At 59.5% G+C, this 13,160-nt stretch carries 6 protein-coding genes and 1 pseudogene; 5 read left to right on the top strand and 2 right to left on the bottom strand.

The window, feature by feature from the left end:
* Positions 1-108: 108 nt before the first annotated feature.
* Entirely contained in the window at positions 109-1,044 is a 936-nt protein-coding gene (locus HDG34_RS13165; RefSeq protein WP_260321145.1) for a hypothetical protein, read from the bottom strand.
* Between the two features lie 525 nt (positions 1,045-1,569).
* Positions 1,570-2,373, bottom strand: coding sequence for an EAL domain-containing protein (locus HDG34_RS13170; protein ID WP_184060618.1), 804 nt, complete (start codon positions 2,371-2,373; stop codon positions 1,570-1,572).
* Between the two features lie 1,622 nt (positions 2,374-3,995).
* On the opposite strand from HDG34_RS13170, the pseudogene HDG34_RS39110 reads away from it, so the two are divergent.
* From HDG34_RS39110 to HDG34_RS13190, 5 genes and pseudogenes are all read left to right on the top strand, one after another.
* A pseudogene (locus HDG34_RS39110) lies at positions 3,996-4,868 on the top strand (ESPR-type extended signal peptide-containing protein); the annotation flags it as partial.
* Positions 4,869-7,913: 3,045 nt separating this feature from the next.
* Positions 7,914-9,038, top strand: coding sequence for a YadA-like family protein (locus HDG34_RS39115; RefSeq protein ID WP_311734910.1), 1,125 nt, complete (start codon positions 7,914-7,916; stop codon positions 9,036-9,038).
* Between the two features lie 28 nt (positions 9,039-9,066).
* On the top strand, positions 9,067-9,396 hold the full coding sequence (locus HDG34_RS13180) for a hypothetical protein (protein ID WP_184060620.1): 330 nt from the start codon (positions 9,067-9,069) through the stop codon (positions 9,394-9,396).
* 207 nt (positions 9,397-9,603) lie between these two features.
* Positions 9,604-11,436 carry a tetratricopeptide repeat protein gene (locus tag HDG34_RS13185; RefSeq protein ID WP_260321146.1) on the top strand — a complete coding sequence of 611 codons (1,833 nt, stop codon included), beginning with the start codon at positions 9,604-9,606 and terminating at the stop codon, positions 11,434-11,436.
* The gene (locus HDG34_RS13190; RefSeq protein WP_184060622.1) at positions 11,433-13,118 is read left to right on the top strand and encodes a tetratricopeptide repeat protein; all 1,686 of its coding nucleotides are present in this window, start codon (positions 11,433-11,435) and stop codon (positions 13,116-13,118) included. The genes HDG34_RS13185 and HDG34_RS13190 overlap by 4 nt, the downstream gene beginning before the upstream one ends.
* The last annotated feature ends 42 nt before the right edge of the window (positions 13,119-13,160 follow it).

Raw genomic sequence — 13,160 nt, forward strand, 5'->3', positions numbered from 1 at the left:
ACCAACGAACATGGTTCACGTCTGCTCAACTTAAGTGGAGTGAAAAAGCCGAGAAGATCGTATTGGACTGGCTGAAGGCCACGACTCAGTCGTCACAATGATTCCCGTCTAACGAGTGAGTCTTTCATTTACAACGTTATCAATAGCAGACTGAGCGAGCCAATGGCAGTAGCCCCCCAAAGTGTTTCGATCTATCTGGTCTGATCTGATGTCAAAATATTTTCCTGCGCGAAAGTCGTGTTTTGACCAATATTGGTTCGTATGCCACGCATGAATATGCAGAACGTCACTGCCGATATTTCTCGTTGCAGAAGGGAAGTGGTCAAGGAACCCGAGCGAACATTGTTGCGGATAGGTGCAGCGAAGCGCTAGCTCCCCAGCGTACATCGTCAAAACATTCTTACACCAGCCTGGCCATGCACCTTCGAAGTTGGAAAATTCCTCTTTGATTAATTTGTTGCAATAGTCCAACTGCGCAGTGAGGAAGTTGCACACATGGTCCGATGGTCCCAGGACCGAAGCCCCAACATTATGCAGGCCCGAATGAGGGAATCCCCACCGTAGACTACATTGAGACAATTTCCATCGGACTTCTTCCTCATAGGCGTACGCGCCGAAACCAAAGCATAGTCCGGATGGAGAAAAGTCAAGCAATGCTGGCGTAACGAACGTGTCGCAGTCCGTTTTCAATATAAATCGGTATTTTTTGCACTCGTCAAAAACGCTTTGATCAACGAAGTTTCCAACGCTATTGATGTAAGCATATCCCTGCCATTCAGCATTCCGCTCGAGGTATGGCGTACTCGGAATGATCGTCAACTTTTCATCTACTGGCAGAAGATTGATCGCATCAGGATGGCACACAGCAATAATCCTGGAGCGCAGGAACAAGTTGCTGAAAATCATGCTCTTGTAGAGCCAATGAAACTCCTCGACGGTCTCCTTTCTGTTGTCGATATAGACCAAAACGCCCAAGTCGATCGACGCTTCTGAGCAGCTCAGGTCTGATCTGCTTTCAGCGTTGGCGTTGTAGTTTTTTTCCATCTGCTTACAGCCTTCATCAAGGGGCGGGCAATGCATTCCGATATGTGCGTGTCAGAGCAAAGCGAACCGGGCGTTGGGTGTTAACGATCAGTCCGCCGTACTTCACGGAACGGTATCAGTGCGCGTTCGAGAGAGAGAGATAGCGAATAGGGAGTATGGGAAGAGAAAAGGTGAAGCCCCGGCAATCGGGGATTAGTCGGGGCTTCAAGGAGCAGGCGCAGCTTCGGGGATTAGCTCTCCTGCCCATGATCGACCGGAAAAGTCGATGAATTCAGCATAACCGGAACGGGGCGTGATGTTGTGAATAATTGTCACGCACTCGCGGGTTTTTGTCGGAGCGGGAAAAGCAGATGTTTGTGACCGACCGCCGTCGAGATTCAACGAGCTTGACAGACCGGTTTGCTGGGAACCGATAGCGTATTTGGATTCGGGGACAGGCTGAATTGAAAGCGACTACTCAGGCCTGTACCAGACTCGTGCAGCTGGAGCGAGGACTGCGCAATCAGATCGCTGGGCGACTGAGAACTAATGAGTGACGCCATGTCTCGCAACGAATTCGTCGATTTGTTCGTTTGTGATCGGTGCGGAGATGTAGTAACCCTGACAATCTATCTGATCGATTGTGCTCGCCCATGCGAACTGCGCTGCCGTTTCGATCCCCTCTATGACGACACGTTTTCCGAGACGTTGTCCGAGTTGCACGAGCGACTCGACCACGACTTTCGAATCGGCATGCTTCTGAATATCGCACATGAACTTGCGGTCCAGTTTGAGCGTGTCGACCCCGAGCCGATGCAGAATGGTAAGTGACCAGCAGCCCGAGCCGAAGTCGTCGATTGCGATACTTACGCCGGATTCTTTGATGGATTCAACGGCGGAGGCGAGCGCTTCAATTGGACCCGGATCGGTGGCCTCGGTGAGCTCGATCTGTAAGCGTGCCGCATTGAGTGAACGAGTGCGAAGCAGGGCGGATAACTTGCTTGCCAGCCCGGGCCGGCCAATTTCTCGGGCGGGAAGATTGACGGCTAGCGAAAGCGTGTTGTATCCGCGAACGGTCCAATCGGCTAGCGTTTGAGCAGCTTCCTCGATAACGAAATCCGTGAAACGCGGGGTAAGTGCAGAGTCTTCCACAAGATGGATAAACGAAGCGGGCGTCAGGACGCCACGTGCCGGGTGGCTCCATCGCAGCAGTGATTCAAAACCACACAGCCGGCCTTCCTGCATACGCAGCTTAGGCTGATAGAGGAAAAAGAACTCCCGTCTGGCGAGGCCGCGCTCCGCGTCTGCGACCGTGCAAGAGCGGAGAATGTCTGCAGCAACGTGTTCCATAGCAATCTCTAGTGCGCGTATGTTGCAAGCCTCACATCAAAATGGATCGACACTGTCTCCTGAAAGGTCGGCGAAACGCTGGTGCAAACTTTGAAAAATGCGCGCGCTCGAATGGAGGTGTCGCGGAGTCGCACAACTTTCATCGTTGTTCATATCAACGTCCGACCATCGACGAATGTGTCAATTGTCGCGTGGCTAGTTCCGGCCATTGAATCGTATCGAATTGAGCGATATGAGTTGTGAATTATTGAAACATCGGAGCGGCGATGAGAAATGACGGCGCTGCTTTCGACCAGCCTTGCGGTTCACACTCTGTGACGCGCTGCACTGTGGTGTCCTCTACTATTCGCCCGCTAATTGATGGGGCGGCTCGGCGGTTGTGCGGGTGAACAACGGAAATCAAGAGGGGATTGTGCGTTCGACGTATTTGACTGACAGGTTTGTTTGGGGAATTGCATTGGGGGCTCTCGTCAGGTGGGCGATCTCCGCAGGAGTGGATCATTGGAGAATGTCCCATTCGATCCGAGGTTCGGCCTGCGTCCGTCCTGACGCTGGAAACTGCAGCCTTTGCATGCCTGCTTCTGCCGAGGCCATTGTTGCTGAAGACAGTCCTTCGGTTGCGACGTAGCGTGTTCATGCGGGATGAGGATGTGCATGCGATGCTGGTGGGGCGCTTGTTTGGCGTTCTAGGCGGGGTCTGGCTCGGCGCGACGGTCAACTGCCTGATTTTTTGAGTGCGTTCCCGCCATTGATAAATAAAACAATCCTGGCGGCGTTTGCGGCTTGATGTGTGTCGTGTTCACTGCGGCTATCGCACAACGGCTGGACATCTACTCGCGAAAAATTGACGCTGGTCGTGCCCCGGGGGACATTGGGCAGTATCGCGCGGGCAAGTGGCGATCGACTTGTCACGGGAATACAAGGTGGACGCAATTCGGATCGCTTTGTGAATTCAATCGAATTTCACGGTCGACCATTGCGCTCCGATTCTAATGGTCTGGTGGCGGCGCGTTGTGAATATTCGTGAACTCTGGCGATATTTTTCGCGAAGTGTATCGAATTGGGCAATCTTCAAGAAATGGCGTGGCTTCAGTACTTTCGGACTGTTATATATGCGCGCTGCCGAAAAAACTCCGGCGATCGGGGCGTGATGTAAGTGCCTTCATAAGGCGCAGGCTATTTCTATTTCGTTCACCTTATGTACGCAAATTCCCTGAAGCTATCGGATTGCCGATGGGCCGTTCACCGTAGCCCTTATCGCGTGCGTCTGCCTGGTGATCCCTTTCGGAAGGCTGGAATCGCAGGATCGCGCAAAGCCTCTCCAGAGTGGACGGGGCTCGCAACCTGCATGGGAACGATGGTGAGCGGGAAGCGGGGTGCTATTTGGAGTAAATACCGACAGAAACCATGGCATGTCACAAATATTCGCAATGCGGGTTTAGGCGATCGATATGCTGGCCAAGATGATATTTGGGGAATGAGATCGGGTTGAAAGGAATTTGATAATAATTCCTAGTGGCGGCATTGTCGCCGGGATCTCGTTTTTTCTGTTTGGGTCGTGCTGAAGCCGGATCAAAGAATTCATGAGCGATCGGGTGAGTGGACGAGGTGGGGAATAAAAAATGAATAAGACGTACCGATCGATTTGGAACGAGTCGCTGGGGGCGTGGGTTGCCGTGTCGGAACACGACTCAGCTAGGGGCAAGCCGAAGAAGTCGAAGGTGGTTCAGGCGGTTACCTTGGCGGCTGTGGTGGTTGGCACGCATGCGCCGGTTGCTCATGCACAGTACTATGCCGGCGGTGGAGCGGGTACAGCTAGTCCAAATACCAATACAGTCGCAATTGGAACTTCTGCTCTTGCCTCCGTTAATGCGGTGGCTATTGGCGGCTCTGCATTAGCTGGCACTAACTCAGAGGCTATTGGCACGTCTGCAACGGCTACTGGATGGGCTTCTCTGGCAATCGGATATCAAAGCACTGCTAATTCCAACTATGCCGTAGCGATTGGATATGCAAACATTGCCAGTGGGAACACCGCTTCTGCGATCGGATATGGAAACACCGCCAGTGCAGTGGACGGTATAGCGATAGGGGTTTCCAACGTTGTTACCAACACCGGCTCTTATGGCATCGCAATTGGTACGCAATCTACAGCTTCGGCTCTTGATGCTACCGCAATTGGTGTGACGGCTAACGCGGAGGCTACAAAGGCCACAGCCATTGGATATCAGGCGACAGCGAGTGTCATGGGGTCGGTCGCGCTCGGCAATAACGCCTCTACGACCGCTGCTTCATCGACTGCCACGGCTGGGACCACCGCGTATAGCACTCAGCAGATCGGTGGTACGACTTATGGCTCGTTCGCAGGCGCCGACGGGGCTGCTGGTGTCGTAAGCGTTGGGGCTGTGGGGGCTGAGCGACGCATACAATATGTGGCCGCTGGCCTGATTGGCCCTAGCAGCACTGACGCGGTAAACGGCAGCCAGTTGTATTCGGTCGCAAGTACGGTCGACTCTTTGTCGACTTCGACATCGACGGGTATTTCATCGCTGTCTACAGGCGTGAGCTCGCTGTCGACTTCTACGTCGACCGGTATCTCGTCGCTGTCGACAGGTTTGAGCACGACCAATAGCAAGGTCACGTCGCTGTCTACGGGGCTGAGTTCGCTGTCGACTTCCACGTCAACGGGTATCTCGTCGCTGTCGACGGGCCTAAGTTCGCTTTCGACCTCCGCGTCGACGGGGATTTCTTCGCTGTCGACATCGGCCTCGACGGGCATCAGCACGGTGCAGAGCGGTGTCGATTCGCTGTCCACAGGCGTGAGCTCTCTGTCGACTTCCACGTCGACGGGGCTCTCCTCACTGTCGACGGGTGTCTCTTCGCTGTCGACGGGTGTCTCTTCGCTGTCGACGTCAGCCTCGACGGGGATCAGCACGGCGCAGAGCGGCGTGAATTCGCTGTCCACGGGCGTGAGTTCGCTGTCGACCTCCACGTCGACGGGTATTTCGTCGTTGTCGACGTCGACAACGACAGGCCTCTCTTCACTGTCCACGGGTATGAGCTCGCTGTCGACTTCTACGTCGACGGGCCTCTCGTCGCTGTCGACGGGGCTGAGCGCGACTAACAGCACAGTCACGTCGCTCTCGACGGGTGTGAGTTCGTTGTCCACGGGGCTGAGTTCGCTGTCGACCTCTGCGTCGACGGGTATTTCGTCGCTGTCGACGTCGACCTCGACAGGCATCTCTTCACTGTCCACGGGTATGAGCTCGCTGTCGACGTCAGCCTCGACGGGGATCAGCACGGTGCAGAGCGGTGTGGATTCGCTGTCCACGGGTCTGGGTTCGCTGTCGACCTCCACGTCGACGGGTATTTCGTCGCTGTCGACGGGCCTGAGCGCGACTAACAGCACAGTCACGTCGCTCTCGACGGGTGTGAGTTCGCTGTCCACGGGGCTGAGTTCGCTGTCGACCTCTGCGTCGACGGGTATCTCGTCGTTGTCGACGTCGACCTCGACGGGGATCAGCACGGCACAGAGCGGCGTGAATTCGCTGTCCACGGGCGTGAGCTCGCTGTCGACCTCCACGTCGACGGGTATTTCGTCGCTGTCGACGTCGGCCTCGACGGGGATCAGCACGGCACAGAGCGGCGTGACTTCGCTGTCCACGGGCGTGAGCTCGCTGTCGACCTCCACGTCGACGGGTATCTCGTCGCTGTCGACCTCCGCATCGACGGGGATCAGCACGGCACAGAGCGGCGTGACTTCGCTGTCCACGGGCCTGAGTTCGTTGTCGACTTCCACGTCGACGGGCATCAGCACGGCACAGAGCGGCGTGAACTCGCTGTCCACGGGTATGAGCTCGCTGTCGACTTCTACGTCGACGGGTATTTCGTCGCTGTCGACGTCGGCCTCGACGGGGATCAGCACGGCACAGAGCGGCGTGAATTCGCTGTCCACGGGCGTGAGCTCGCTGTCGACCTCCGCATCGACGGGTATCTCGTCGCTGTCGACAGGCCTGAGCACGACCAATAGCACGGTCGCGTCGCTCTCGACGGGTGTGAGTTCGTTGTCCACGGGTCTGGGTTCGTTGTCGACTTCCACGTCGACGGGCATCAGCACGGCACAGAGCGGCGTGAACTCGCTGTCCACGGGTATGAGTTCGCTGTCGACGTCGACCTCGACGGGGATCAGCACGGTGCAGAGCGGTGTGGATTCGCTGTCCACAGGCCTGGGTTCGCTGTCGACCTCCACGTCGACGGGTATCTCGTCGCTGTCGACGGGCCTGAGCACGACCAATAGCACGGTCGCGTCGCTCTCGACGGGTGTGAGTTCGTTGTCCACGGGTCTGGGTTCGTTGTCGACTTCCACGTCGACGGGCATCAGCACGGCACAGAGCGGCGTGAATTCGCTGTCCACGGGTATGAGCTCGCTGTCGACCTCCACGTCGACTGGTATTTCGTCGCTGTCGACGGGGCTGAGCGCGACTAACAGCACAGTCACGTCGCTCTCGACGGGTGTGAGTTCGCTATCCACGGGGCTGAGTTCGCTGTCGACCTCTGCGTCGACGGGTATTTCTTCGCTGTCGACGTCGACCTCGACGGGGATCAGTACGGCGCAGAGCGGCGTGAATTCGCTGTCCACGGGTATGAGCTCGCTGTCGACCTCCACGTCGACGGGTATTTCGTCGCTGTCGACGGGGCTGAGTTCGCTGTCGACCTCTGCGTCGACGGGTATTTCTTCGCTGTCGACGTCGACCTCGACGGGGATCAGTACGGCGCAGAGCGGCGTGAATTCGCTGTCCACGGGCGTGAGCTCGCTGTCGACCTCCGCATCGACGGGTATCTCTTCACTGTCCACGGGTATGAGCTCGCTGTCGACGTCGGCCTCGACGGGGATCAGCACGGCGCAGAGCGGCGTGAATTCGCTGTCCACGGGCCTGAGTTCGCTGTCAACCTCCACGTCGACGGGTATCTCGTCGTTGTCGACGTCGACCTCGACCGGCATTTCTTCACTGTCCACGGGTATGAGCTCGCTGTCGACGTCAGCCTCGACGGGGATCAGCACGGTGCAGAGCGGTGTGGATTCGCTGTCCACAGGCCTGGGTTCGCTGTCGACCTCCACGTCGACAGGTATTTCGTCACTGTCGACGTCGACCTCGACGGGTATGTCGTCGCTGTCCACGGGTATGAGCTCGCTGTCGACCTCCACGTCGACGGGTATCTCGTCGCTGTCCACGGGTATGAGTTCGCTGTCGACCTCCGCATCGACGGGTATCTTGTCGCTGTCCACGGGTATGAGCTCGCTGTCGACTTCCACGTCGACGGGTATCTCGTCGTTGTCGATGTCGACCTCGACAGGCATCTCTTCACTGTCCACGGGCCTGGGTTCGCTGTCGACTTCCACGTCGACGGGCTTCTCGTCGCTGTCCACGGGTATGAGCTCGCTGTCGACTTCCACGTCGACGGGCCTCTCCTCACTGTCGACGGGTGTCTCTTCGCTGTCGACGTCGACCTCGACGGGCCTCAGCACGGTTCAGAGCGGCGTGGCGTCCCTGTCGACGGGCCTGAGCACGACCAACAGCACAGTGGCACTGTTGTCCACCAGCGTCAGTACGGCAACGAGCGGCGTCAGCGCGCTGTCCACGGGCATCGCCACAGGCACGATCGGTCTCGTGCAGCAGGTAGGCGGCGCGCCGGGCAACGGGGTCATCACGGTGGGAGCCAGCACGGGCGGCACCAGCGTCGACTTCACCGGCACCGCGGGCGCGCGTCAGCTGACCGGCGTCGCCGCCGGTACGGCGCCGACCGATGCAGTGAACGTGAGCCAGTTGCAGGCGGTGGCCTCAGTCGCAAACGACGCCGTGTTGTACGACAGCGCCACGCATAACAGCGTGACGCTCGGCGGCGTCGGTGCGAGCTCGGCGGTCGCGCTCACCAATGTAGCCGCGGGCACGATCTCCGCCACCAGCACCGATGCGATCAACGGCAGTCAGTTGTTTGCGCTCGAAACGCAAATCAGCTCGCTCGGCAACGGTTCACTCGGCGCCCAGCTTCCGCAGACCTCGCAGTCGACAGTCGCCAACACGTCCTCGCAGTATGTCTCTGTGAATTCGACCGGTAGTGCGGCGAGTGCTACGGGGACGGAATCGGTGGCGGTCGGCGGCAATTCGACCGCGAGCTCGGCCCATAGCGTTGCGGTGGGTTCGGGTGCACAGGCGACGGGCTCCAATTCGTCGGCGATTGGCTCGAACGCGGTGGCCGCCGCGCCGAACTCCGTGGCGGTGGGCTCCGGCTCGATCGCCAACGAGGCGAATTCGGTGTCGTTCGGCTCGCCGGGCAGCGAGCGGACCCTTACGAACGTGGCGCCGGGTGTGAATCCGACCGATGCGGTCAACATGTCGCAGTTGAACTCCGTTCAGCAGGGCGTGAACGCGCTGGCGCGGCAGGCGTACTCCGGTATCGCGGGCGCAACCGCTCTGACGATGATTCCCGACGTCGACCCGGGCAAAACCTTGGCGGTCGGGATCGGCTCGGGCAACTACAAGGGCTACTCGGCGGTCGCGATCGGCTTCTCGGCACGCCTTACCGACAATCTGAAGATCAAGGGCGGCGCGAGTACCAGCGGATCGGGCAGTGTGGTTGGAGCTGGCATTGGCTATCAATGGTAAGGCGGATGGCGCGAGTGAAGGAGCGCGTATGAGTGTGACGGATTACACCGATCGTTTCATAGCCAATCTGCTGGCGGGAGGGCTGGTGACGTGCTTGACGATGTCTGTCGTCGGCTATTTCGACTGGTTCGCGAACGGCATAGGCGGCCTGACGCCGGAGGTTGTGCAGCTATGTCTGGTTCTACTGCTGGCTTCTGTCATCCTGTTTGTCTTGCCCTGGCTATGGCGCGTATGTGAGCGCTCCCGACGCACGCTCTTCGCCGAAACCCGGCCGCGCGCGGGGGCGTGGCAGGGTCGGGCGACTGGTCTCGTTTTGGGTCTTGTCGCCGCGGTTTCTATCATCGCGCAGTTGAGGTAGGGGGATGTCGAGGAGACCGCGCAACGCAGTCAATCACGTCTCCTCCTCGCATGAGGAGGAGCATGAGGCACGTGAACAGGAGCACAATGCGCAGACTCCAGCGCCGAGGCTTTGGATGAGCGCAGGCGAGCTTGCATCACGTTGGACCGTTCTGCGCCCGTGGGCCTGGAGCGCCGGAGTCGGGCCGTTTTGGAGGGATTGTGCACAATGAGCAGCGCGATGGCGTCGTACTCCGAACGTATTGATGAATTGATGGCCGAGGGGGATCTCGTTGGCGCCTGGCGTTTGCTGGAGGCTCACGGTGCTTCGCGCCCCGGCGATCCGGGCATAGTGGCGGCGGCTGGGCGGCTTTTGCGTCTGCGAGGACGCCACACGGAAGCCCGTGCATTGCTGGATCGTACATTGCAGGGCGCTTTGGACGACACCCGCGTGGTGACAGAGCTTGCGTATGTCGCGCGAGATCTTGGCGAGCGCGAAGTGGCCGATGGGTGGTTCGAGCGAGCGTACCGCAAAGGTACAGAAGGCGAGCAATGGGTACTGGACTGGATCGATCTCCTGTGCGGTCTATGCCGGTTCGATGTGGCACAACGCGTCGCGGCAACGTATTGCGAACGCATGCCTGGGAGCGCTTCAGGCTGGTTCTCGCTTGGCCTCGCGTACCAGCTCGGCAAGCGGCATGATCAGGCGCTCGACGCTTACGAGCGTGCGATGCGGCTCGATCACGCGTTGCCAATGCTGCGCAACAATATGGCGGCCGCGTACATTGCGACGGAAAATTACCACGAGGTGCAATCGCTGCTCAGGGATGTTCTCCGTGATGATCCCGGCAATGCGTTGGCCTGGACCAATCTCGCGACGATGCTACTGAAACGGGGCGATCCGACAGCAGCCCAGGTGGCAGCAGAGCGTGCCTGTTCGCTCGCACCTAACTATCCCGTTGCGCTGCAGTGCTGCGCGAATGTATTCAGTGAATTGCAGCAATGGGACATGGCGCTGCATTTTGCGCAACGCGCGGTAGAGCTTGAGCCGGCCAATATGTCTTACGTCTGGTCGCTCGCGATGTTGCAATTGCTGCGTGGCGACTATGCGGCGGGCTGGTTGAACCATGAAGCGCGATGGGACGGCTCCCCTGAATTGAACGGCAACTGGCCTAATTTACCGATGCCGCGATGGACAGGGCAATCTCTGTCCGGCAAGAGCGTTGCCGTGTGGAGTGAACAGGGCAACGGCGATGTTCTGCAATTCGCACGGTGCCTGCCGCTCGTTGCCCGGAATGTCAGACAGGCGGGGGGCAAGCTCATCTTCATTTGCTATGCGAGCCTCCTGACGCTCATGCAGCGCAGCCTTGGCGATGAGGTGGAAGCGGTCATCCCGAGCGAGCAGCCGCTTCCCGAGACTGCGATCGATTACCACTTGCCGCTCGGGAGCCTGCCGTTTGCGCTCGGTGTGACGCCGGACCAGCTTTTCGCCGGGACGTCCTATCTCAAGACGGATCACGCGAAGGTCGGTGCCTGGCGTTCGCGGCACGAGTCGGACACGGGCCGACTCAAGGTCGGGCTGGTCTGGAGCGGCGGTCGCACGCATCAGCGCAATCCGTTGCGCTCAGTCGAGCCGCGCGTCCTTGCGAGCGCGCTCGGCGCCGTGCGGGGTGTCGATTTTGTCAGCCTGCAGATCGGCGCCGGCAGTGAGACGAAAGCGATGCGCGAGGCCGGGATGAGTGTGTCCGACCCAACTGGCGAACTGGGGTCGTTCGATGACACGGCGGCCTTGCTGCACAGCCTGGATCTGGTGATCACCGTGTGTACGTCGGTCGCACATCTGGCCGGCGCTTTAGGCGTGCGCGCGTGGGTCTTGCTCGACGTCAGACCGCACTGGACCTGGATGATCGAACGTAACGATAGCCCGTGGTATCCGTCAATCCGGCTGTACCGGCAACAGGTCTATGGCCAATGGGAACCGGTGCTGACGCATGTCGCGCGTGATCTCGCGGCGCTAGTCGTGACGGCAACGCACCAGTTGACTCAAAAGGCGAGCGCATGATGGTGCCGTGCGAAGCGATCTTTCTGCCGGCGTTCGAGGCACATCGATGCGGGCATCTTCAGGAAGCCGAAGCAGGTTATCGCCGCGTGCTCAAGTACGATCCCCGGCACGCCGATGCGCTGCATTTGCTGGGTTTGATTCACGCCGGACGAGGCGCGTTGCCCGAGGCTGCGGCGTTGATGCAGCAGGCAGTTGGCATCGCGCCGACTGCCGTTTACTTCGGCAACCTGGGTGATGTGCTACGCCAGCAGGGACTGCACGCGGCTGCAGAGGCAGCATGCCGCCGCGCGATCCAACTGAAGCACGACCATGCACCGGCCCACTTCAACCTCGGTCTGCTGTTCATGGCGACGGGGCGCAGGGACGAGGCGGAGCACGCGCTTCGTCAGGCATTGACGTTCGCCCCTGCGTCGAACGACGCGCTGAACAACCTCGGCGTCCTCCTTCAAGACATGGGGCGCGCCAACGAGGCCGAGACCGCATACCGTCGCGCGATCGGCAACGATCCCAGCTACTTGCGCGCGCATTACAACCTCGGCTTACTGCTTCTGCGAGCAGGCCGTTTCGGCGAGGCCGAACTGGCCTTCAGAAACGCGCTCGACATCGATCCGGCGTACGCCGACGCGCAGAACGATCTTGGTACGGCGCTGCGGGAGCAGCATCGTTACGCGGACGCCGAGGCGACATACCGGAGCGTGCTGCAGCAGTGCCCTGATTTCGCGGATGCCCGCTGGAATCTGGCGCTCCTGCTGCTGGCTCAGGGGCGATACGCGGAGGGCTGGCAGCATGCGGAGGCTCGCTACGATATGCATCGGACGACTCCCGTTTTACTCCCCGATCCGGGCTATCCGCAGTGGCGGGGCGAACCGCTGGCCGGCCGCTCACTCGTGATCTGTCACGAGCAAGGTCTCGGCGACTCCATCCAGTTTGCCCGATACGTGCCGCTCCTGAAGGCGCGAGGCCTGCGCCGTCTTACTTTGTTTTGCCCCGAGCCGTTGCAGGAACTCCTGAAGACGCTCGAAGGCGTGGATGAAGCGGTCTGCAATATGCAGGAAGTCGGACCGCACGATTTCTGGTCGTTGAGTATGAGCCTGCCTTTGCATGTCGGCACCACGACCGCAAACATTCCCGCACGTCTGCCGTATCTGCGCGCGCTGCCCGATCGGGTACGGCGTTGGCGTACTTGCTTGCCCGCACACGGGATCAAGGTTGGACTCGTCTGGAAGGGCTCGACTTCACATAGTCACGACGCAGACCGGTCTTTACCTGGTCTGCTGTCGCTCGCGCCGCTTTGGTCGGTGCCGGACGTAACGTTCGTGAGTCTGCAGAAAGGGCAAGGCGAAGACGAACCTGCGGCTCTGGCGAAGCAATTGCCGATGGTGCGCGCCGCGCCAGACCTGACGGATCTCGCCGATACGGCGGCCCTCGTCAGCCAACTGGATCTCGTGATTTCCGTCGACACCGCGGTCGCACACCTCGCGGGGGCGCTCGGCAAGCCGTGTTGGCTCCTGCTGCACAAGCCGTGGACGGACTGGCGCTGGATGCACGGCAGGACCGATTCCCCTTGGTATCCGCACGTAATGCGTATCTACCGGCAAGCGACGCCCGGGGATTGGGCCGAGGTCATAGGGCGGATCGCGGTGGCGTTGGAGCAGTATGCACAACCCACGGTGGCTTCGTGAGCATGCCAATATCCATCGAGGCGATGTGGCCTCGAATCATTT

Origin of the sequence: Paraburkholderia sp. HC6.4b, assembly GCF_014200875.1 — a bacterium.
In the GTDB taxonomy this organism is placed as follows: Bacteria; Pseudomonadota; Gammaproteobacteria; order Burkholderiales; family Burkholderiaceae; genus Paraburkholderia; species Paraburkholderia tuberum.